We start from the raw sequence: 23,270 nt of genomic DNA, 5'->3' as shown, positions 1-23,270 counted from the left end.
GAATTAGGAGGAAGAAAGTTGCTTGATGCAATAAGATTTGTATTCTTTTCCAGTGTTGAGAATCTGGCGGTTTTTGCACTGATGCTTTCGATCTTTCGTTTACGTCCGCTGGACTATGTCGGATCGGTAGCGCTGATCTCGCTAATTATGAGTTTGATCAGTTATTTGATTCGGGCGGAGCTGGATTTGTCGTCGATTATGACGGCAGTTAGCACGATCTCGTTTATTCTGATTATTACGACGATTGTGCGGGTGCCTTTGTTATGGTCTACGATTATCGCAGTTTGCGGTATTCTTGTATATGCCATTATTCAGGCGCTTGTGATTCTCGGGTTATATGGTTCTTTTACGTCAGATATGCAATATTCAGTAGAAGGCTCCATCATTCAGGTTGTATCCAGTCTCATCGCTGTCGGTATCTGTTATGCGCTTCATCTGTTCAAATTCGGATTTATCGCCGACTTTGAGAAGTTTCGCTTCAAGTTTGAGCATATCGCCATCGTGATCTTTACGGTAGCGGCGCTGATTTTCGCCTCATTTCTGATGTATTACAACAACCTCTATTACATCATTATCTTCTTCGCGCTATTGGCAGGAATATTCATCTATTATTCCATTATGAAGGAGCGGGCGGCCTATGATTGAATATCTGGCTGAGCGAACTGCACAACATATTAAGCACATGGTACCACATCATCCCTCCAGCATTGCCGTTCTCAAATATGGCTTATCCATCGTTATCAATATAACGTTCATTATATTGGTGACGATGCTTCTCTCCACACTGCTTGGCACCTTCCATCCTGCCATGATCATTATGTTCTCCTTTGCTCTGTTACGCCAACTCACTGGCGGTTATCATCTGAAAACCGGAATGGGCTGCGTAGCATTCTCCTCTCTTCTCTTTGTCACATTATCCATGATGACATTGCCAACTATCTATTGTATAATTTTGACATGTATGAGTATTATACTCATTCTCTTCTACGCTCCGTCTCATCTAGCTAACCATTCCCGAATTTCCGAAACATACTATCCGTTGCTCAAAATAGCGGGCTGCTTTCTGGTCGCGATCAACCTTTATGTGCTGTCTGTTCCGGTTGCGCTAGCTTTCTTCGTTCAATCAGTTAGTCTGATACGAAGGAGGTGATTCCTATGCGCGCAATCCAACATGGTTATTTTGTGCTGGCAACAGTGTTGTCTTCATTAAGCCTGTTTTTTGTCAGTATATCCAGCTCACTGTTCGTTTATTCTCCAGAAGTACCCGAGGAGCTCTTAAAGAAATAATTATAGGAGTGATCGTGTTGTTGCAAGTAACCAGAGAACAAGATAAACAGACAGAGCAGCTTGAGATTGCCGTATCTGCTGTCTGGTTTATGAGTTATGATCGCCGGAAAGACCGGATCGTGGTTCATACACAGGACGGCACCTATCATATGAACGGCTCGATCAAGCACTGGGCCAGTCATTTGCGGGAACAGGGGTATCATTTTTTGGAGGTGGATCGCGGGGTATTGATTCATGCGGACAGCATCGTCTGGATCGATCTGATGCGTAAGGAAGCCTATTTTGAAATGGAAACCAACCGTAAATCCAAAAAATGCGGCATCGCCCATCATCGGTTTTTGAACACCGTGGATGAGTTACACCGCATGAATCCGGATCTCAGCATTACATCGCCTGCCTGATCAAGGCAGGCTTTTTTGTGCGCAAAATCTGTAAAATATCAATATAGGATCGGTATCACAGATACGAGTAGTCTAACAGTTCACCCTGTGAAGTGAACATCGCTGCACTTTTATTATCTTTATGATGATTTATTGCTGGATGACATGATCCTGTAGCATCTCAGGGTATTACATCGTTAGACGTTGAAATAACCAGAATGCCGCAACACAAACCGCTAGAGCATTGACCACGATAAAGGTACGCGGATACCATCGGGTGCGATACCACAGTGTCAATAGCGGCAGAGCAATTGCAAGCAAGGTCAATTGTGTCAGTTCAATACCAAGATTGAAGCTGAGTAGGGCAGGCACCAGTTGATTGGTTGGCAACTGCATATCTACTAGCAAATCGGCAAAGCCAAGCCCATGAATCAGTCCAAACAGAAATGTAAGCCACCAGCGATTGTGAGCATTGCGACGGAAGAACAGATTTTCCAGTGCAACATACACAATACTTGCCGCAATCATCGACTCTACAAACCGCGAAGGCAGAGTAACGATACCGAGCACGGATAGCGCGAGCGTGAGGCTATGTGCAATCGTGAACGACGTAATGATTTTGATATAATCACGCAGTCGCATACGCAGCACGATCAAGGTGAGCAGAAACAGCAGATGATCGGTTCCACTCAAAATATGCTGCGAACCTAGTCGAAGAAAGGTCAACCAGCCGCCACTTTCTACTTTGCTACTGCCGTCTGCATGATTGATCTCAACCTGAAAGCTCCATGGCGCTTGAAAGAGGGCAGAGGTGGACTGGATAGTGCCATCGTTGATTACGTTAATAAAATTGGCATATTCACTTGGAATCACTTGATGAAAATCGTCCTGAAAGCTGATGTTGTCCACTTTGCCTGTAACCGGAAGCTGCACGGTTAATGTAACAAGTTTGGCGTTAGGAAGCAGCAGATCGCTATAGCTGATCTTGTCTTTGAATTTGAAGTTCTCTTTGTCCGGCAGCTCGCGGTTAAGCACCAGTGTACCCGTATTCAGATCAACAGGCTGACCTTGATCTTGTACGTGCAAATACTGATTCAACCACACCATGATTCGATCATGTGCAGCAGACAATTCCTGTTCATCCAGATAATAATTCTGATTGCGATCCACACCGGGTAGCGCCTCCAGCACAGACAGATCATCCAGCGCATATTGAAGCGTCATCTGTCCATCACTATAGCTGATTCGGGTAAAAGCGACGCTGTAGGCATGAGCAGAAGCAGTACGCAACGGCATCAGATTCATACCAAGTAGCAGCAAAAAGGCCAGCACATACAAGTTGGCTGGCCGAAACGGGAAACGGTACATCGCATTCCAAGAAAGCATCCGGGGCATCATTTACAGATACCCCATCGGATCAACCGGATTGCCGTTGATGCGTACTTCAAAGTGACAGTGTGGGCCAGTCGAGTTGCCCGTAGAACCTACCTCAGCGATTTTGTCGCCTTTGCCTACCCCTTGACCGACTGATACCATCGTACCGCCATCGCGAATGTGCGCGTACAGTGTTTGTGTACCGTTGCCATGATCAATAATGACGACATTGCCATATCCATTCATCCAACTGGCAACGACGACAGTACCACCATCCGCGGCATAGATCGGCGTACCTTGTGGAGCGGCGAGATCGATACCGGTGTGCATTTTATATTGTCCAGTAATCGGATGATAACGATAGCCGAATGGAGAAGAGATACGCGCACCGACGACTGGCATTGTCATCATGCCGCTACCGCTTGGCTGATAATTGCCACCAGAATCGCCGGAATCATCACTGCCACCGCCACCATCGTCGGAGCCACTAACGCTACTGTCTGGTGCTTGCACCGCTTGGGCTGCCTGTTGTGCAGCAGCGGCTGCCGCAGCTTCGGCAGCGCGTCGTGCTTGCTCGGCGGCACGAGCACGAGCTTCCGCCTGTGCACGTTCTTCACGCTCGCGACTTTCGGCAGCTGTCTTTTCCCGATAGAGGGAGGCGCGTTGATCGGCAAGCGCCCACAATTGCTGCTCCTGATCAGCGCTAATATCATCGGCGTTCTCAATCTGGGCATTGTATTTGGTAATCAGCACATGCTTCTGATTTTCCTTGGCGCTCAATTCGGCTTTGCGGGTTGCCTTTTCCGCATAGAGCGATTTGGCACGCGCATAATCAGCAGTCAGCTGGTTCTGGGTGATGATCACCTGCTGCTTGTCCTGTTCCTGCTGCTGCAAAATATCCTGATCCTGTTCTACGATCATACGCAGCGAATCGGCACGAGCGAGGAAGTCGGAAAAGTTGTTCGCTGACATGAGCACATCAAGATAAGAGACAAAGCCATCGGTATACATCATTCGCACGCGTGTATCGATCATACCTTCACGCGCCTGAATGCGTTGCTTGGCTTCCTGCAAATCCTGTTTTGCTTGACGCAACCCGGCTTCCGTCTGGGAAATATCATTGGATACGCGTGCGATCTGGCTGCTTACATCGTTAATCGCTGTTAATACTTTGCCAAGATCATCCTGCGCGTGCTGCTTGAGTATCTGCGATTGTTGCTTGCGCGATTCGGCGGCTTTTTGCTTGGCAGTGGCATCTTTGGATTGCTGTTCAACAGCATCCAGCTCGTGTTGCAGTTCATTTGACGACTTGGCTGCATAGCCCGGTTGTGACATCAAACCGGCAAGCAGCATGATGGCTGCGAAGGATATTAATTTTCTCAATTGTGCGCTCATCCTTTATTATGCGTTTTTCAGTGATGCCCGATGCTTTTACTAAAGATGATATATCGTTCACTGCATCTGTCCCCAACCTGCAAGATCAGTTTTCTGAAGCATGTATACACGACAATGGAATCAAAGCAAGGTTATAATCTTCACAAAACATCCTACTTTTCTCCCGGTTATTAGCTATGTTCGACCACATCGATGCACTTCCCTGCCTGACAAAACGAAAATCATACAAAATGATTAAAAAATCGTAATTTTTACTATTAAGAATATAGCAGTGCGTTCTCATATCGTCAATCAAAAAAGCAGCATCTTAACGTCGTCGGGAGCAATCACGAATAATATGGAGCATTATCCTATAAATGATACCGCTATCATTCTTATATTCACGAAAATTACATAATTTATGGTAAAAAACTTGCAAAACTCTGTTTTAAAAGTGTGTAGGAAGGTGATATACACATTAGAAATCATTACGATCCACTACCACTTGTTGCTATTACGATACTTATCTAACACAGGGCGTTGCCCTTCATGCGCAGCTGTAATGCTGACGCTATATCATATACAACGGAGGATGAACATCATGATGGAAAACACACAAGAACAAGGTACATTCAATATCGACAACCGCGAGCTGGACTTTATGTCCCAAATTCAACAAATCGTCAGCAACCATAACAACTCCGATCTAGCAGTACGTGGTAAAGTAAAACAACTGCTGACTCAGTATATGGAAACCAACTAATACGTTTGAACATAAACAAATCTACAATATGATCTTACTCTACTATGTATCGGCAGAATAAGCCGAAACGGATATGGGCTAAAAGATCGTATACAGAAAACGCGTAGAACGGTCTAACAAACTGTAGCTACGCGTTTTTGTTTGGCTAGCATCTTTACATTTCTAGCTATCGCGATATATTCAATCATGATGTATTCAATAGTGTTCGATATATTGTGCTTGTTCGGTGACTTAAAAAATAAGTGATTTTCTGATATGATACGAAAATGAATGTCTGTCAGGAGGTTGTCCGATGATTCACAGCATCATATCTTCCACATTTCAACCATCTTCTACAATCAAATATTGGACTGTCCAGTCACTGGAAGCATGGGACGCTGCGCAGCGTAGCGGATTTCTACATGGACATCCTGAGCATATTATGTTTATGAAGCCATACCACTGGATGATGAGTCAGATGGGGCAGCGTTTGCCGGGATATGATGGCAGTTATCCAGTATGGGTATGGCCGCAGCAGCCGGATTTACAGGAGTTGCATCATTATACTGGACGACAGCAATGTGTATGCTTAACGCTCAGATTGCAGCAAGAGGATGTCTTGTTGTCGGACTTTGAGGAATGGCATGCTGTGTTAAATGATACATTCAATGCGCGTAATCATCGTGAATGGCAACGATACCGCGCTGGATATGGAACGATCACCAAGGAGCAGAGCTGGCAACGTATCTTTGAAACAGAGCGACCGGATCGGCAATCATTAACCGGGCAAACGAGCTGGCGACAGTTGCAAGGCGTGACTGGAGCGGTACCACTGGAGCAGGTGGTCACAGTAGAGCATCTGAATGAAGCGTCCGCTCGGAAACGGTACTATTACGTATAGAGGATCGTTTGGACACGTAAATTGAATATCACATACAACATAGTTTGAAATGCGCAATACATAGAGATCGTAATCTTGCTTCGTATGGAGATTGCGATTTTTTTGTGTCTATTTGTGTAAAATTGTTATCATATACCATATAGGGGTATAGTGTATAGAGAGGCGATAAGGATGAATACTTGGAATCAAGATTGCACATGAGATGATACTAACTAGAAAAGGTACAAAGGAGCGGATCATATGAAATCAACAAGTAAACGCACGTCGACAAAATGGGCGGCATATAGTGGTATTGTAGCGCTGACGGTATTGCTGAGTGCCTGCGGAAGCAACAATATGGGAAGCACGGGAACATCTTCCGATACAACCGGACAGCAGGAGACAGACACGCATATGCAGAGCGAAGACTCCAATTCCGGTACTATGAATCCAGAATCGTCGGATACATCGGATATGGAAGGAGAGGCGGATGATCAAGAGGATAGTATGGACATGCAGCATAACGACATGAATGAGCCGCCGGATGATATGAAAGCCGCAGCCAACCCGACTTTTCCTATAGGTAGTCAGGTGACGATTGAATCGGATCATATGGACGGTATGAAAGGTGCCAAAGCGACCATACGTGGCGCTTATGATACCACTGTGTATTCCGTCTCATACACTCCAACAACTGGCGGTCAACCGGTCAAAGATCATAAGTGGGTAGTTCATGAGGAGCTCGAAGACGCTGCTACCACGCCTTACAAAGTTGGCGATCAGGTCGTGCTGGATGCCGATCATATGAAAGGCATGGATGGTGCCAAGGCGACGATTGATTCAGCGCAGCAAACGACAGTGTATATGGTCGATTACACTCCAACCGATGGTGGACAACCGGTGAAGAATCATATGTGGCTGACCGGAGATGAATTGTCCGCGAATAAATAAACAATGTTGTTATACTATAAGGTGCAGGCAGTGAGTGAATCGCTGCCTGTTTTTTGTGCGTTTATGATTCTACATATAGGCACCGTTATTCTGCATCTGATTAAAGTTGATGTATACTGTGTAAGGATAGTGATGTGCAAGATGGGTCTATTATCGAGTCAGACGATGGAAGATAATACAGGAGGGTTTTACGTCATGAGTGAATTTACATATACGGGGCTAATGCATCGCGCGATGGATATTTATGCCCAGCATGGTAGCGCAGCGGCGCATCATTTTGTATGCGAACATCTGGAGGACGGTCAGGCGAATCCGGCACAGATGTACAATTTGCAGTATTCTCTGCTTGCGGCATGTGGACGCAAGGAAGAAGCGTTATCACTGCTCCGAGAAGCAGTATTACAGCATAGTTACTGGTATAGCCCGGATTATTTACTGGACGATGAGGATCTGGCTGATCTGCGCGATGAGCCGGATTTTCAACAGATTGTGGCGGTTTGTCGCGATAAAGAAGCTCAGGCGATTGCGCAAAGTACGGCTGCGCTACAAATCGTACTGCCAGACGATCAACAATCTCCTTCTTCCCTGCGGACGTTGTTTGTGTTGCATGGTGAATTGGAAAATAACGATGCGGTCGAGCCTGTATGGAAACCGGCGCTAGACAAAGGATATAAGCTCGCGTTGCTGCAATCATCACAAATTCAATTTTCCGATGCGTATGATTGGAATGATCTGGAACAGGCATCCGGCGAATTGGAACACGCGATGATGGAGTTGGCGCGAATCGATAGCGGTTTGCCTGTAGCGGGTGAGCCAGAATCAGCAACAGCGCGTGCTGAGGAACAACTGCATGATCATGAGCGCACAACGGCACCACATACTGCGCGCAAGCCGATTCTAGCAGGTTTCTCGGCTGGTGCACGGGTGGCGCTGTATACAGCAGGATTATATCCGGCTGCCGCGTCTGGATTGATTCTAGTAGCGCCGTGGCTTCCCCATCCAGAAGAATGGCAGGAAGCGCTGAACGATTGGCAAGAACATGGTGTGAAATTGTACATCATTTGCGGCGAGCACGATGAGGATTGCCGCCCGGGGGTGGAGGAATTGACCGCCGAATTGAAGGTGCGCGATATTCCGCATGTATTGCATTTGCTACCTGGATTGGAGCATAATTATCCCGTACATTTTACGAATCTGTTACAGCAGGCTTTGGAATGGATGCAGGCGTGAGTGTTCATTTATACATGAACAGGCTATAATGACACATATGAAGATAACGACCGGAGCTGTACCGAAAGGAACGGGCAGGCGGCCAATGAATGGATAGAAGGATGAGTGAACGGCGTGAAGATCGCAATATTTGATTCCGGCATCGGTGGATTGACTGTGCTGCATGAAGCTATGAAGCTCATGCCGGACGAAGATTATCTGTTTTATGCGGATACCCGGCATGTGCCATACGGGGAGAAAAGCAAAGACGAAGTAAAGCAATATGTAATGGACGCCGCCCAATATATGGCGGATCAGCATGTCAAAGCGATTGTGCTCGCTTGTAATACAGCGACTAGCATCGCTGTCAGTGAGCTGCGCGCAAAATATGATTTTCCGATTCTTGGGATTGAACCGGCAGTGAAGCCAGCAGTGCAGAATAGTGTTATCAAGCACAAAAAGGTGCTTGTAATGGCAACACGTTTGACTTTGAATGAAGAGAAGTTTCACAATCTTGTTAAAAGTATCGATACTCACGATCTGGTGGAAAGTTTGCCGATGCCAGGGTTGGTGGAGCTGGCGGAGTGTCGTCAATTTGACGATGATCATGTGATGGCTTATCTGGATGAAGCGCTGGCGGGTTACAAGCTGGATGAATACGGGACAGTTGTGCTGGGCTGTACACATTTTCCATTTTTCAAAGATCAATTGCGACGGTATTTTCCAGAAGAAGTGGATATTATTGATGGCAGCAATGGTACGGCACGCCATTTGCAGCATGTGCTGGAAGCGCGCGGTCAACTGGGCGGTGGCAACAGTCGTATCGAGTTTGTCAAATCCGGCGAGCCAGCGAATAGCGCGGAGGAGCTGACAGATTATCATGATCTGCTGAACCGATTGTCGCAACTGAGCTGATGAGATGTCAGGATATGAAGCAAGATATGATATGGCGAAATCATATATGATATGTGATGTGAAAGAACAACCATGGACAGCGGCTTTCTCTACGGAGAGCCGCTGTTTCTTTATAGATTGGTCGTGTTGTATCATTTATGAGTTTATGAGTTTATGAGTTTATGAGTTTATGAGTTTATGAGTTTATGAGTTTATGAGTTTATGAGTTTATGAGTTTATGAGTTTATGAGTTTATGAGTTTATGAGTTTATGAGTTGTAGGTTTGTAGATTGTTGAAGCTGGAATGGTGTATGTGGTGTAATGGATGGTACTAACGGCAATAGGTTAGGAAACTTGCGATATTTTGTTGGTAGTAGTAGGGGATTTGTCTAATGTCATGGCTGCTAGTTCTTTGACTGAAATGGTTGGTCGTATCGCCTTAGAAGGCTGCCAAGCGAGAATATTTTCTTGTTTAAATGTGCGTGGTTCACCGGAACGAAGACAGTCGGCATAGACAAGACCATTGCGAATATGCCGGATCTCAATACGGCGCTGGGACAGCTTGCCTGTCTGGTCCAGATATACAATTTCAAGCAGTTCTCCGATATGGTTAGCTAGCATAATCATCCCTCTAATCAGAACGTTTGTTCGTTTTTTTATCTATATTATATACGAACAAATGTTCTTTTTCAATCATCCAATGAGCCAATTAGCAAAATAAACTTCGTTTATCAGAGTGCCTTTTATGGGTAATAAGATGGAGAGTAACTTGCTGAATTTTTGTAGGCTATTTTGAGATCAAGTGTGATATTTCGATTGATATAAAAGTTACATAAGCTGTAGTAGCGGTATGTACGGAGATCGAAGTAACAGTATACCAACACATATACTAAGCGCTTGACCGACGATCCACAATCAGAGAGGAGCACATGATTCATGTCCAATCATTCATCCCATTCCAAGCAAACAGCATCTGTTGATCCATCTACCAAACATATCGACGAGCTGATCCAGCAGTTAACGTTGGAGGAGAAGGCAAGTCTCTGTTCGGGGCTTGATTTCTGGCATACACAACCGATTGAGCGACTAGGTATTCCGTCGGTGATGATGACTGACGGTCCGCATGGGCTGCGCAAGCAGAGTGAAGGCGGCGATCATCTGGGGTTAAACGATAGCGTGCCTGCAACCTGTTTCCCGACCGCGGCAGGGCTGGCAGCATCGTGGAATCGCGATTTGCTGCATCAGGTGGGTCAGGCGATTGGCGAAGAAGCACAGGCGGAGCAGGTTGCGGTTGTGCTCGGTCCGGGTACGAATATTAAGCGTTCCCCATTGTGCGGACGGAATTTTGAATACTTTTCCGAAGATCCGTATCTGTCGTCAGAGCTGGCTACTCATCATATTCAAGGTGTACAAAGCCAACATGTCGGCACATCGCTCAAGCACTTTGCCGCTAACAATCAGGAAGAGCGGCGCATGTCAGTCGATACGATTGTTGACGAGCGGACACTGCGCGAGATTTATCTAGCGAGCTTTGAAGGTGTAGTGAAGCAGGCACAGCCATGGACTGTTATGTGTTCGTATAACAAAGTCAACGGCACCTACGCCGGAGAACATAAATATTTGCTGACCGATATTTTGCGCAAGGAATGGGGATTCGAAGGCTTTGTTGTATCCGACTGGGGTGCAGTCAATGAACGTGTAGATGCGCTCAAAGCAGGACTTGAGCTGGAAATGCCTGCAAATGGCGGTATCGGCGATGCCAAAATTGTTGCAGCGGTCAAGGAAGGCAAGCTGGATGAGCAGGTGCTGGACAATGCTGTAGAGCAAGTATTGCGCTTTGTATTCAAGGCGGTAGAATTGCAACAGCCCAATGCTACCTTTGACAAGGAACAGCATCATCAACTAGCACGTCGTGTAGCTGCCGAAAGTATGGTATTACTCAAAAATGACAATCAACTTCTGCCATTATCCAAACGTGGAACCATTGCGGTAATTGGTGAATTTGCCGTGCAGCCGCGCTATCAGGGAAGCGGTAGCTCACATATCAACCCTACCCATCTGGACAAGGCGCTGGATGAGATCCGCCAGCTGGTCGGTAGTGATGCCGAGGTGACATATGCGCCGGGGTATGATCTGGATAGCGACGAAGTGAAGGAGGAGCTGGTGCATGAGGCGGTAAAACTGGCAGAACAAGCGGATGTAGTAATTCTGTTTACCGGTCTGCCGGATCGTTATGAATCGGAAGGGTATGACCGTACGCATCTGGATTTGCCACTCAACCATCAGCAGTTGATCGATGCACTGGCAGCAGTACAGTCTAAGCTGGTTGTGGTGCTGAGTAACGGTTCACCGGTAACGATGCCATGGCTGGATCAGACGTCAGCTGTACTGGAAGGATATTTGGGTGGTCAGGCAGGCGGTGGTGCCGCAGCGGATTTGTTATTTGGCGAAATCAATCCAAGTGGTAAGCTGCCAGAGACATTCCCGGTTAAGCTGAGCGACAATCCATCGTTTCTGTACTTCCCGGGTGAAGGCGACCGCGTAGAATATCGGGAAGGCATCTTTGTCGGCTATCGGTATTACGATACGAAGCAGGTAGAGCCGCTGTTCCCGTTTGGCTATGGGCTGAGCTATACGACCTTTGCCTACGATCATATACAAGTAGATCGTACATCAGTAACTGATCAGGAAAGTATCCATGTGCAAGTCGAGGTACGTAATACCGGTTCCGTTGCGGGACAGGAGATTGTGCAGCTATATGTGCATGATCCAGAGAGCGTAGTGATTCGTCCAGAGCAGGAGCTGAAAGGCTTTGCCAAGGTTGCGCTGGAGCCGGGTGAGAGCAAGACTGTTCAGTTTACGCTGGATAAACGGGCATTTGCTTACTATCATACAGAGCTGCGCGACTGGCATGTGGAGACTGGCGAGTATGAACTACGTATTGGTTCTTCCTCACGCGATATTGTATTGAAGCAGACCGTTCAGGTGGAATCGACTGTTCAACTCCAAACAGTGTTCCATCGTAATACGATCATCGGTGACATTGCTGCCAATCCAGCAACTGCCGATATGGCAGAGGAACTCGGTAAACGCTCTGGTTTGAACGAAATGATGGGCGATAGCCCTGATCTGTTGCTGGCGATGACACGCTTTATGCCGTTACGTGCGCTGGTGAATTTTGGACAGGGGCAGTATACCGAAGACATGCTGGATGAAGATGTGAAGCGATTGAATAAAATGGTGGAAGAAGCGAACGGGTCAATGTGAAGCTGTATCTACATTAAGATCAATACAAAGCCGTATGCTATCTTCAATGGAGAATGACATCCTCTGTTGAAGTGCATACGGCTTTTTGTATGTTGGTTTCTATTTATTCAAATGGAAAATCTGTCGTTAACCAGCTAGTGCGCCCAGCGCTCTGCTCATCGGCGGCGTTCTTTTTGCCGTGTTCTTCCAGCAACTGACGAAAACGCGTAAATTTCTTCTCATTGCGCAGATGTACATAAGCACGTTGCAACGCTGGATTTTGCAGCAGTGGGATGTAGTGCTCGGCTTCCATTTCCCACGCTTCACGCTGTATAAACTCCGTTAATGCCGGAGCATGTTGTAGACTGTCCAGCCGCTGCAAGCCCTTCATATTATATAACTCGATTTTGCGAAGCTGCTTCAATTGATCCAGTGCAGGCAATTCGTGAATATGCGGCATCGCACCGATACGAATATACTGTAACCCTATCATCGACGATAGAAAGTCTAGTTGATCCAGCCCACGGATTTGCGACAGATCGATATATTTGAGCTGCTCCAATTCAGCGAGCGCACCCAATTCATTCGTACCGCCAGTATAGATTTGCAGCCACCACAGTTCCGGTAACTGCCGTAAGAAATTCACATCAGGCAGCGTCAGATAGCGCAGACTTAGCTTTTGTAAATGAATCAGCTGTGCAATCTCTTCGATCTGCTTCCGATGCCCTTCCACCGTCAATTCATGCAATTGCTCAAATCGGGCAATGCCTTGTAGCGAAGGTTTTTTGGAGGCTGTTTGACCTAACGTCAGGGCAGACAACTGAGGGTTCACCTGTTGTAAAAAGTTAACGCTATCCAGTTGATGCAGCTGCACATTCAATCGTTGTAACTGAGGCAGCGCCGCGATACAATCCAGATTAACAAATTCGCCCTGACAGAGTACCGCCAAACTTCGCAAATCGGGCAACTGCTCTACAAAAGCAAGATCGCATACCTGTCCATGAAAATGATACGCGCGTACCGTCATATCCGGGCAAGCGGGAAGAATGATATGGTTGATATAATGGTAACTTTGCCATTCCAGTGCAGCTGTAAATTGCAGCGTACGGATGGAGGAGAGGCGCGCGATCTCCTTTGCCTCTTCCATCGTCAGTTTACCGTCAATCTCCACCACACCTGTATTCAAATTGCGATACATACGATCATGTCACCGTCCTAGATTCGTCAGATGTAGATCTGTAAAGCGTATAAATGATGTAAATGATGCCGCTTTGTCGCTCATATGATGAATTTCATTTATTGTGGAAATGTATACCGTTTGTGCTGCTCGATAAATTCCATTTCGGCTGTTTTACCGACAAAATCGTCTTTGGTATCGTTATAGTGCATCAGCTTGATCGTAGCACGAACATCCTGCGGCAGACTGAGCAGTTCATCCAGCGTAGTATGCACAATACCCGGTGGATACAGCTGGCAATCGTGCAGAATGGTGCGTACGCCGCGTTCATATACGAGATGCTCCAACAGCTGCGGCTGAAATTTCATATCTGCACTGTAAAAGGTCGTATCGTTGATCAGCACAGAATAGCTGTTCTTACCTTCAATATGTGGAGTCTGGATCAGCTCAATTTTCAAACCGGGCGATAGCTGTACCGGATGCTCGGCAACGAGTGGCTTCACATCAAACACATCTTCAATGCGTTCGATTCCTTCCTGACTCATCCCGCCGCTCAGTGTATTGTCCCACAATGGGCGAATGAGCGGACTCGCGATATACAACACCGGCTTGCGTTGATGTACAAAATACCCGCGGAATCCGATCTCTTCCAGCCCACCGACATGATCACCGTGAATATGCGAGATCAGAATGCTGTCGATCTCTGGAATTTCTTTGCCTAGCTCATGCAGCGCAATTGGTGCAGTGATGCCACAATCAATCATCAGCGTATAATCGTCCGCATGGACAAGCGCATTGTTGTTATAATATTTTTTGGCAAACGCATTGCCAGTTCCTAGCATTTGCAACGTAATGGTCATGATGATCCTCCTCGTCAACGTTCCAATATACAAACGGTATACGCCTTAACTGTACCATATTCTTAACATCCTCCAAAATGTGCCGCTACCTGCTTGATTACAATATATGAAATTAGAAAAAATACACGTCGGCAAGGAAAACACTGGTATAAAGGAACCGTTCTGGATACAATATCATTAGGGGTTACCTACATAATGAACATCCGCAAATAACATGACGCCTATCGACGCATTCATGCTGTTTTCAATGCCTTTTTCCGTGCAAAAGGTTACAATTTTTTTACCGCAACAGAACGCTTCGTCTGGAGTATACATGTATAGAAGATCAGCATGAACCTCATGCTTGACATATCGTTGAAGGAGGAGCAATAGATGAAATGGAAAACAATAGCAGCCCTCACCCTGACTTTCTTTTTGATGGGAAGCTCGGTGCTGTTCGCAGATGCTGCCTATCAGCAGGTTCGCGTCTGGATCAATGGCAATGAAGTGGATGGAGGCTCCTATATTATTGACGGCAAAACCTATGTGCCGCTGCGCGAAATCGACGGTCTGGTCGATTTTGACAATGACGCCAAAACCGTCAAGTTATATAAACCGAACGTACATATCTTTTTATTCAAGGGAGATACCGCCTTCGGGAATGTGAACAAGGGGAAAGTGAAATTCAACGTATTTACTCAGGTGGATAATCTGAGCACCGATATTTCTGCTGTTAAAGTGGCGATTACCGATCCTTCCGGCAGTGAAAAAGATATCCAGAGTCAAAATATCTCCCAGCAGAAAGACAATTTCTGGTTCCGAACGTACGATTTTACGTACAATTTTGCAACGACCGGACAATATACCGTCGGCTTTTATATGAAAAAAGCGGGCGCTAGCGACTACACACTCGTTTCGCAAAAAGTCATTACCGCACTCAATTAATCGCATTCCATTCTATCCCCAATAGATGTGCATGGTTCAATTGACCTGTACAGACGAAAGTGGTACGATACACAGGTGTTATTTTTAACTTCCGGACAATTCATCTCCGGACAGAAGCGGAAACGGACCGTTCGGTAACATCATGTCCGAACACCCGATAGATTGATGGAAACCGGGAAATATGTGCGTGAGTATAAAGATATCATATCCCCAATATACGTAAAGGTAGGTTATATACATGAGCGAAAAGCATGTACACGACGAGAATTGCAACCACGATCATGACCACGAACACGAAGAGTACGTCCTGACCCTGACCGACGAAGAAGGCAACGATGTCGAGATGGTTATGGTCGAAACATTCGACGTAGGTGAAAAACTGTACGCCCTGCTGCTGGAACGTGGCAACCCTGAAGCAGACGGCTACATCATGCGTCTCGAAGAAGAAGAAGACGGCATGGTTCTGGCAAACATCGAAGATGAAGCCGAATGGAAAGCCGTAGAACAAGCCTACGAAGAACTGGTAGCCCAGTCCGAAGAAGGTTAATTCACTACACAATAACAAGACACTTCATCCGTGTATCCAACGATAAAGTGTCCCATCACTAAAACAAAAAAGGACTTCATCCCCAGGGATCGAAGTCCTTTTGCTTGTTCAAATTCAATCCTAACACATCAAAAAGACTTCCCACATACAAAATGAGAAGTCTGTCTATTAAAGCATTACATAAAAATGATAAGGCTGCACATAAAGTAAACTGAAAATTTAAAAGCAAAGTGCAGATTTAAAAGAAGCTAAGATCCAAAAGTATAAAGTCTTAAAGTCTTAAATCTCTTCAACTCTTTCCCTGCCACTCACCTGGCGAACGATATTAAACCTTGGCAATAGCACGGAGCGGAGGGAAGGGAATTGGGGAAAAGGACGACTTTGGAGGCGCGGGAATCTACATTCTATCCTAATTCATAGATTCCCGCGGCTCCACCGGAGTCCGTTCCCCAATCCCTTCCCGAAGCGGTCCCCCGCTAATGCCACGAGTTAAATAATCGCATCCGCCTCCACGATTACTTTAACGTTACGCACCGTCCGATCCTCAGGCCCTTTCACCGGCAACCCAACTTTCACATGATCCGTGATATAGTCGATGTTTTCCTGCGAAATAACCTCGCCCGGCAGCAGAATCGGAATGCCCGGCGGATACACATAAATAAACTCGGCGATAATACGCTCCGCAGCTTCTGCCAGCGGAACCGTCTCGGTATCACCATAAAATGCATCACGCGGCGTAATAGCCAGCAGCGGAATCTCCGGAATCTTCACAACCAGTTCCTTGATCTCGCGACCAGAGCCATGGAATTCCGCAGACATCGCAGTCAGCGCCTGCACCAGAATTTCTACGCTGTCCTCATTATCACCCGGCGTTACCAGACAAAGGATATTGTACATATCGCTCATCTCGATCTCCAGATTAAAATGATCACGTAGCCAGTTTTCCGCATCATACCCAGTAATGCCCAGATGGCGAATGTGGATCGTCAGCTTGGTCGGATCGTAATTAAATGTCGCTTCGCCGCCCAGCAGTTCCTCGCCAAAGCAGTACAGACCTTCAATTTCGTTGATCCGGCGGCGCGTGTTTTGCGCCAATCCAATCGCACGCTCGGCAATCTCATGACCGTTCAGCGCCAGATTGCGACGCGACGTGTCCAGAGAAGCAAGCAAAATATAAGAAGTCGACGTTGTGGTGAGCATGCTAATAATGGTTTGCACACGCTGCGGGTTCACATGCCCGTTTTTCACATTAACGTTCAGCACGGAGCTTTGCGTCATCGAACCGCCCAGCTTATGCACGCTCGTTGCAGCCATGTCAGCACCGGCAGCCATCGCAGAGACCGGCAGCTGTTCATGAAAATGGATCAGTACCCCGTGGGCCTCGTCTACCAGCACGGGTACACCGCGACTGTGAGCCAGCTCCACAATTTCCTTCAGATCGGCACAAACGCCGAAATACGTCGGATTGATCACCAGCACGCCTTTGGCGTCAGGATGGCGATCCAGTGCACGGCGAACCGAAGAGGTCGTAATGCCGTGGTCAATTCCGAGATTCTCGTCACGCACGGGCGAGACGAAGATCGGTTTGGCACCGGCGAAGATAATGGCGGACATGATCGATTTGTGCACATTGCGCGGCACGATAATTTTATCGCCCGGCGTGCATACCGTCATGATCATCGTCATAATCGCACCGCTGGTTCCCTGCACAGAGAAGTAGGTATAGTCGGAGCCGAACGCATCAGCTGCGAGCTTCTGCGCCCTCTCAATAACCCCCATCGGCTGATGAAGATCGTCAAGCGGCGCAATGTTGATCAGATCTATGGAAAGGGCATTGTCGCCAATAAACTCTCGGAACTCCTGATCACTGCCGAGTCCTTTTTTATGTCCCGGAATGTGAAATTGAACGGGATTGCTGGCCGCATGCTGCTTGAGAGCAGTGAAAAGCGGGGTTTGCGTGTGATCCATTTTAAGCTGTCACAACCTTTCGAAAGTGGATTTGAAGTCAATGTAAGGTCATTCATTGAAAAACCAAACAAAAATGAGTATAGCAAAAAGAGGGGGGAATGCAATAGTTATCTTATGGTAGATTTTTGTCAAGTTATTGCAAAGCCCGCTATATAGGGAAATATGGTGCTTGTACAATGTGATGGTGAAACTTGCTGAAGTGGCTTTGGTCTATGATACAATGGCAGAAGATGGCATGAAATCGACAGCATGAAGGGAGTCGTCAATGTCCTTACTCTCATATCCAACAGCGCAACAAACGGCAGTGAAACGTCAGCGTAATCGACTGCTGTTTGTATATTTGTGGCTGCTTATTTTTTTTGTGGAATTTGTAAAAGGGGGATTACTCGTTACATTGCTGCCCCTCTATATGGGTCATCGACTAGGATTGCCTGCCTTTGCGATCGGGATTGCATTTGCCAGTCAATATGTAGGGGATAACGCTCTGCGAAGCCCGGCAGGATGGCTGGCAGAGCGACTTGGCTTTCGTATGGTCATGACGATAGGCATGCTGCTCATTCTGGGAGCTGTAATCGTCATATCTACGGTACAGCATTCAGGATGGCTCATTGTAGCCTGTGCTGCTATGGGGATCGGCAGTGCGCCGCTCTGGCCGTGTGTGATGTCCAAGATCACGGACATTTCCAGTGAGACTGGGAATTATGGTACACATATGAGCATTATCGAGATTGCTTCGTTAGGCGGAGCAGGCTTGGGCCCTGTTGTGATGAATTGGTTACATGGCGATTCGTATACGATTTCGTTCGGTATTCTGCTGCTGTGTATGATCATAGTTGTAATGGTGGCGCTATTTTTACCGGGGCGCGGTCATGGTGGCGCTATTCCTATACACGCCTCGGAAAGTAAAGCAGAAGCAGACGGCGATCCTACGTCATCTGAAGCTCCAACGACTACGGTTCATAACGATGCCGCATCAGTTTTACCAGAGCGTCAACATGGTAAAGGCAAGCTTCATTATTATATCCAGCTACTACGTTCGCTGCGTATTCATCCGCTGCTATATCCGGCACTGTTTATGCAGTCCTTTGCACTTGGTGTGTTGACGCCGATCATTACGTTATATGTAGTGAATGAACTTGGCTTAACGCCTGCGTATTTCAATGCACTCTTAATTGGCGGTGGTGCGGTCACAGTGCTGGGACTGATTCCGGCAGGACGGCTGATTGACAAGGTGGGCAGTAAGTTGTTTTTGCGTATCGGCTTTGTTATGGCGGGGGTAGCGTTGATCGGACTAGCGTCAACGAAACAGCTATTGTGGATCTGGATCTTTGTGCTGTGTGCTGGATTCAGTTATGCGATGATTTTGCCAGCGTGGAATTCCTTGCTTGCGAATCTCGTTCCGGCAAAAGAAAAAGGAGCGGTCTGGGGACTGTTTCTGACGCTACAAGGTTCAGGGCTCGTTATCGGACCTATTGTATCTGGTAAGCTATGGGACAGTATCAGTCCACAGGCGCCATTTTATGTGAGTGCCAGTGCGATGCTGCTGCTGTTCATCATTCATATCATTATGATTCGGCAACGCCCGGATATTCGTTAAAAAAAGCAATTTCCGCCACACTTAGAATCAATTGTGCGGAAATTGCTTTTTTAATATATAAAAGTTGCTTTTTTGATATACATAAGAATGAGTCATGCACCTTATTACAATCAGGCAAATGCCATTTTGTATAATGGAAGCAGTTGCTCAAATGTATCTTCAACGGTTTGAGCGAATTTCTCGCCGTCTTGTAACAAGGGATCATTCTTATCCAGTCGCAGTCCACAGATGATTTCGGATTTTTTTACCTGTTGCAAGCGGTCTGCCATATCCAGTAGTTCCTGATCGGACAATTCGGACTGCGGTGTACCATGTGGCGACATATGATCCGGCGACCAGTAGAAATGATCAGGTACAGCATGTTTTACCTTTTTCAAATGTTCCGTCATAGCGCGTCCAAAATCTTTTTTGCGCGGGCTTTCGTATATAATAGCAAATACGACAAACACATGGCTGCCGAACATGCCGACTTCAAAATGGGGGAGCGCTTTGTAGCCGCGTTTGTTCGCTGCCCATGCGACCCATGTATCTTTGGGAGGATTTACGGTACGTCGTGCATGCTTGGCGACGTGCACGAACATTTCTTCACCACATAGTGTAGACAGGTGGGGTTGCAACTGTTCGCCAAGAGTCGTTAATTTGGGACGTATGCGCTCAATCAGCGCTTCCATACGCGGTTCCAGACCGTCGATGGCAAATACGTCAAAGTCTTTGGCTGTAAAGCCGGGAAATGTGTTTTCAGTCGTTTGCTTCATCCAGAGTAGAGCCTCTCTTTCTTCATACAGGTTGTTATCGATCAACAAGATCATCTACCAGCTATGATAGCATATTCCGCTACGTATATTTCATGAAGATTACATGTGTGCATCGGTTTACTGCTTAGAGAAACCGGCAAACGGGTAAAAAATAATAAAGCTGTTCCGGTAAATGAAAACGTGGACACCCGTCATCGGCATTGTGTTCCGATCGACTGGAAGACAGAGCAATATGGATTTCCAGTTACCCTCCCGTTCCATTTTCCAATCGACTTGTATGTTCTCATAATAAGCATAGTACACGACGTATCACTAACCGCTCGACAGCCTGATTGATCATATATATTTATTCTAATACATCATAATCAACACCATCGCTCTATCGTTTCCAACCAGTCAACGTTCAATGAACTCTTGCGTTTACCGCACCAAACGCCCAAAAGGAGGGATTACTGTGAACAAGAGCTATGAAGTAGAATATTGTAACGTAGAACTGCGTTTTGAACGCCGGGATATCCAGAATTTGATCCGCGATCTGATCAAGGAAGGGTATTCCCTCTACTGGCGCGAAACCGACGATTCTTTTATCGTATCCATTCGAACGAACAATCATATGACCAAGCTTCGTTTCCAGCAGACGCAAGAAGGCTACAAGCTGATCGGCGATTATCGGATTCACGATGCGCGTCTGGCAGAATGGATGGAAAAGTTGATCGGACAGACAAAGGGACACGCCATCGTCAAACGCTTTCGCGACCAACAGATTCTAGTTGAGAACATTCTGTTCGGCGAAGTGATCCGTATGGTGGAAATCTCCGGCTTTGAACAGCGCATTCTGTATCAGAAGGAATCGACACCGACGCGGGAATCGCTTAATACGCTCTATATGTCGATGGAAGGCGAGCAGCGAATCGCGTCGATTGAGGACCAGATTGACGAGTCGTTGGATCGTCTGAATGCAGCTCTCAAAGCAGGCGATTCGGAGACAGCAGAAGCTTGTAAAAAAATGTTGGAAAATCTGCGTTTCGAGTTAATTCGGTTGGAAAAGTAAAATATAAGGCGTGATATACGTAGGAATCATAAAAATAGTTAGAATTTTACACAAAATTCAACGTTTTTATGAATTTTTACGCGATCACGCCTTTGGACTTTCTTTATATCCGTAAAACATGTAAAATGTTGAATGGACTCACATGAAATATTCAAAATGAGGAAATACAAATACCGAAGTAAAGGATGGAGAACCGGAAATGTCTAAACAACAAATTGGTGTAATCGGTCTTGCCGTAATGGGTAAGAACCTGGCTCTTAACATTGAAAGCAAAGGGTTCAGCGTATCCGTATTCAACCGCTCCCCGCAAAAAACACATGATCTGCTGGAAGAAGCCAAAGGCAAAAATCTGGTAGGTTCTTTCTCAATCGAGGAATTCGTGCAATCGCTGGAAGTTCCGCGCAAAATCCTGATCATGGTTCAAGCAGGCCCAGCAACCGACGCTACCATTGAACAGCTGGTTCCACATCTGGATCAAGGCGATATTATTATCGATGGCGGTAACGCGCATTTCCCTGATACTCAACGTCGTAGCAAAGATCTGGAAGACAAAGGGTTCCGCTTTATCGGTGCTGGTGTATCCGGCGGCGAAGAAGGCGCACTGAAAGGCCCAGCTATTATGCCGGGTGGACAGGAAAGTGCGTACAAGCTGGTTGAACCAATTCTGACTTCTATCTCTGCACATGTAGAGGGCGATCCGTGCTGTACATATATCGGACCGGACGGTGCAGGCCATTATGTAAAAATGGTTCACAACGGTATCGAGTATGGCGACATGCAGCTAATCGGTGAAGCGTACAATCTGCTCACATCCGTATTGGGTGCAGACACCAAAGAACTGCATTCCATTTTCGACGAGTGGAACAAAGGCGAGCTGGATAGCTACCTGATTGAAATTACAACTGATATCTTTACCAAATATGACGAAGAAACTGGCAAGCCGATGGTTGATGTGATCCTCGATGCTGCTGGTCAAAAAGGTACAGGCAAATGGACAAGCCAAAGCGCACTTGATCTCGGCGTGCCACTGTCCATGATTACCGAATCCGTATTTGCACGCTTCCTGTCCGCGATCAAAGAAGAGCGCGTAGCAGCGAGCAAAATCCTGAGCGGCCCTAAAACCGAAGCGTTCTCTGGCGACAAAGCTGAGTTCATCGAAGCGATCCGCAAAGCACTGTACGCATCCAAAATCGTATCGTACGCACAAGGCTTCGCACAAATGCGCGCAGCGTCTGACGAGTACGGCTGGGATCTGAAATACGGCAACATCGCTATGATCTTCCGCGGCGGCTGCATTATCCGTTCCCGCTTCCTGCAAAACATCAAAGACGCATACGACAAAGACGGCGGCCTCAAAAACCTGCTGCTCGACGACTACTTCAAAAACATCGTCGAAAACTACCAAGACGCATGGCGTGAAGTGGTTGCCACAGCTGTAAAATACGGTATCCCAGTTCCAGGCTTCTCCAGCGCACTGGCATACTTCGACAGCTACCGCACCGAGCGCCTGCCAGCAAACCTGCTGCAAGCACAACGCGACTACTTCGGCGCCCACACCTTCAAACGCGTGGACAAAGAAGGTACATTCCACTACGAGTGGATGAACTAATTCTTACATCACACTCACTAACAGCCCAACCTCAAGGAGCGGACACCAATCCGCTCCTTTTTTCATTGTCAAACAAACGTTCCTCACGATTTCACAACTACACACCCCCTAAACAACCCAGAACAATAAACTCAAACATACAATCCCTAACCATATACAAACCCATTTTATTCCTCACTTAGTTTTCCAACTATTTAAAAATCTCTCAAAATCCCTCCTACTCATCACCTAATCCGGGAATCTGATTTGATGCAAGCAGCACGGAACGAAGGGAAGGAAATAAGGGGAAAGGACGACTTTGGAGATACGAGAATCTACAAGTATGTATCCAATCCGTAGATTCTCGTGTCTCCACCGGAGTCCGTCCCCTTATTCCTTCCCGAAGTGGACCCTGCCCAGCATCACCCCAATTCCCCCCACCCAAACCATTGTCTAAACTTTCCTC

22 protein-coding genes are annotated in these 23,270 nt (G+C 46.7%); 15 read left to right on the top strand and 7 right to left on the bottom strand.

All coding sequences use genetic code 11. The features are described from left to right. The first annotated feature begins 18 nt into the window (after window positions 1-18). Genes ACE3MZ_RS15960 through ACE3MZ_RS15945 form a run of 4 tightly spaced genes read left to right on the top strand, consistent with a single transcriptional unit; the run spans window position 19 to window position 1,688 of the window. Window positions 19-645 carry a hypothetical protein gene (locus tag ACE3MZ_RS15960; RefSeq protein WP_411343133.1) on the top strand — a complete coding sequence of 209 codons (627 nt, stop codon included), beginning with the start codon at window positions 19-21 and terminating at the stop codon, window positions 643-645. Continuing rightward, a complete protein-coding gene (locus tag ACE3MZ_RS15955) occupies window positions 638-1,150 on the top strand; it encodes an accessory gene regulator ArgB-like protein (protein ID WP_411343132.1) in 513 nt (170 codons plus the stop codon). The genes ACE3MZ_RS15960 and ACE3MZ_RS15955 overlap by 8 nt, the downstream gene beginning before the upstream one ends. A gap of 5 nt (window positions 1,151-1,155) precedes the next feature. After that, a complete protein-coding gene (locus ACE3MZ_RS15950) occupies window positions 1,156-1,287 on the top strand; it encodes a cyclic lactone autoinducer peptide (protein ID WP_411343131.1) in 132 nt (43 codons plus the stop codon). Window positions 1,288-1,307: 20 nt separating this feature from the next. After that, window positions 1,308-1,688, top strand: a complete 381-nt coding sequence (locus ACE3MZ_RS15945) for a hypothetical protein (protein WP_411343130.1) — start codon at window positions 1,308-1,310, stop codon at window positions 1,686-1,688. A gap of 168 nt (window positions 1,689-1,856) precedes the next feature. On the opposite strand, the gene ACE3MZ_RS15940 is transcribed toward ACE3MZ_RS15945, so the two are convergent. Beyond that, window positions 1,857-3,065 carry a HupE/UreJ family protein gene (locus tag ACE3MZ_RS15940; RefSeq protein WP_411343129.1) on the bottom strand — a complete coding sequence of 403 codons (1,209 nt, stop codon included), beginning with the start codon at window positions 3,063-3,065 and terminating at the stop codon, window positions 1,857-1,859. Beyond that, entirely contained in the window at window positions 3,066-4,424 is a 1,359-nt protein-coding gene (locus ACE3MZ_RS15935; RefSeq protein WP_411343128.1) for a murein hydrolase activator EnvC family protein, read from the bottom strand. A gap of 592 nt (window positions 4,425-5,016) precedes the next feature. On the opposite strand from ACE3MZ_RS15935, the gene ACE3MZ_RS15930 reads away from it, so the two are divergent. From ACE3MZ_RS15930 to murI, 5 genes are all read left to right on the top strand, one after another. Continuing rightward, entirely contained in the window at window positions 5,017-5,178 is a 162-nt protein-coding gene (locus tag ACE3MZ_RS15930; protein ID WP_367059965.1) for a hypothetical protein, read from the top strand. Window positions 5,179-5,470: 292 nt separating this feature from the next. Next, window positions 5,471-6,058, top strand: a complete 588-nt coding sequence (locus ACE3MZ_RS15925) for a DUF3841 domain-containing protein (RefSeq protein WP_411343127.1) — start codon at window positions 5,471-5,473, stop codon at window positions 6,056-6,058. Between the two features lie 240 nt (window positions 6,059-6,298). Then, window positions 6,299-6,988: a YdhK family protein gene (locus ACE3MZ_RS15920; protein ID WP_411343126.1), complete on the top strand. Its 690-nt coding sequence runs from the start codon at window positions 6,299-6,301 to the stop codon at window positions 6,986-6,988. Between the two features lie 195 nt (window positions 6,989-7,183). Continuing rightward, entirely contained in the window at window positions 7,184-8,218 is a 1,035-nt protein-coding gene (locus tag ACE3MZ_RS15915) for an alpha/beta hydrolase (RefSeq protein ID WP_411343125.1), read from the top strand. A gap of 114 nt (window positions 8,219-8,332) precedes the next feature. After that, window positions 8,333-9,112 (top strand): glutamate racemase, encoded by a 780-nt coding sequence (gene murI, locus ACE3MZ_RS15910; protein ID WP_411343124.1) that lies wholly within the window; start codon window positions 8,333-8,335, stop codon window positions 9,110-9,112. Between the two features lie 324 nt (window positions 9,113-9,436). Here murI and ACE3MZ_RS15905 read toward each other — a convergent pair whose 3' ends face one another. Further along, a complete protein-coding gene (locus ACE3MZ_RS15905) occupies window positions 9,437-9,712 on the bottom strand; it encodes a hypothetical protein (RefSeq protein ID WP_411343123.1) in 276 nt (91 codons plus the stop codon). Between the two features lie 315 nt (window positions 9,713-10,027). Here ACE3MZ_RS15905 and ACE3MZ_RS15900 point away from each other — a divergent pair, with 315 nt between their 5' ends. Beyond that, complete coding sequence (locus tag ACE3MZ_RS15900; RefSeq protein WP_411343122.1) at window positions 10,028-12,358, top strand: glycoside hydrolase family 3 C-terminal domain-containing protein; 2,331 nt, start codon at window positions 10,028-10,030, stop codon at window positions 12,356-12,358. A 103-nt stretch (window positions 12,359-12,461) separates the two neighbouring features. Here ACE3MZ_RS15900 and ACE3MZ_RS15895 read toward each other — a convergent pair whose 3' ends face one another. Continuing rightward, entirely contained in the window at window positions 12,462-13,535 is a 1,074-nt protein-coding gene (locus tag ACE3MZ_RS15895) for a hypothetical protein (RefSeq protein WP_411343121.1), read from the bottom strand. A gap of 98 nt (window positions 13,536-13,633) precedes the next feature. Continuing rightward, a complete protein-coding gene (locus ACE3MZ_RS15890; RefSeq protein ID WP_411343120.1) occupies window positions 13,634-14,374 on the bottom strand; it encodes an MBL fold metallo-hydrolase in 741 nt (246 codons plus the stop codon). A gap of 372 nt (window positions 14,375-14,746) precedes the next feature. Here ACE3MZ_RS15890 and ACE3MZ_RS15885 point away from each other — a divergent pair, with 372 nt between their 5' ends. After that, the gene (locus ACE3MZ_RS15885; RefSeq protein WP_411343119.1) at window positions 14,747-15,298 is read left to right on the top strand and encodes a copper amine oxidase; all 552 of its coding nucleotides are present in this window, start codon (window positions 14,747-14,749) and stop codon (window positions 15,296-15,298) included. A gap of 238 nt (window positions 15,299-15,536) precedes the next feature. Continuing rightward, the gene (locus ACE3MZ_RS15880; protein ID WP_411343118.1) at window positions 15,537-15,845 is read left to right on the top strand and encodes a DUF1292 domain-containing protein; all 309 of its coding nucleotides are present in this window, start codon (window positions 15,537-15,539) and stop codon (window positions 15,843-15,845) included. A 489-nt stretch (window positions 15,846-16,334) separates the two neighbouring features. Here the strand turns inward: ACE3MZ_RS15880 and ACE3MZ_RS15875 are convergent, their stop codons facing one another. Further along, window positions 16,335-17,813, bottom strand: coding sequence for an aminotransferase class I/II-fold pyridoxal phosphate-dependent enzyme (locus ACE3MZ_RS15875; protein WP_411343117.1), 1,479 nt, complete (start codon window positions 17,811-17,813; stop codon window positions 16,335-16,337). Between the two features lie 265 nt (window positions 17,814-18,078). Here ACE3MZ_RS15875 and ACE3MZ_RS15870 point away from each other — a divergent pair, with 265 nt between their 5' ends. Continuing rightward, window positions 18,079-19,410: an MFS transporter gene (locus tag ACE3MZ_RS15870; protein WP_411343116.1), complete on the top strand. Its 1,332-nt coding sequence runs from the start codon at window positions 18,079-18,081 to the stop codon at window positions 19,408-19,410. A 110-nt stretch (window positions 19,411-19,520) separates the two neighbouring features. Here the strand turns inward: ACE3MZ_RS15870 and ACE3MZ_RS15865 are convergent, their stop codons facing one another. Continuing rightward, entirely contained in the window at window positions 19,521-20,165 is a 645-nt protein-coding gene (locus ACE3MZ_RS15865; protein ID WP_411343115.1) for a YktB family protein, read from the bottom strand. 454 nt (window positions 20,166-20,619) lie between these two features. Here ACE3MZ_RS15865 and ACE3MZ_RS15860 point away from each other — a divergent pair, with 454 nt between their 5' ends. Further along, window positions 20,620-21,216 (top strand): hypothetical protein, encoded by a 597-nt coding sequence (locus tag ACE3MZ_RS15860; protein ID WP_411343114.1) that lies wholly within the window; start codon window positions 20,620-20,622, stop codon window positions 21,214-21,216. A 199-nt stretch (window positions 21,217-21,415) separates the two neighbouring features. Then, window positions 21,416-22,825 (top strand): NADP-dependent phosphogluconate dehydrogenase, encoded by a 1,410-nt coding sequence (gene gndA / locus ACE3MZ_RS15855; protein WP_411343113.1) that lies wholly within the window; start codon window positions 21,416-21,418, stop codon window positions 22,823-22,825. Window positions 22,826-23,270: the final 445 nt, after the last annotated feature.

The sequence above is a fragment of the Paenibacillus sp. WLX1005 genome, assembly GCF_046603685.1.
In the GTDB taxonomy this organism is placed as follows: domain Bacteria; phylum Bacillota; class Bacilli; order Paenibacillales; family Paenibacillaceae; genus Saccharibacillus.
The sequence above is the reverse complement of the archived record's forward strand: the minus strand, read 5'-3'. Positions and strand labels throughout refer to the sequence as shown.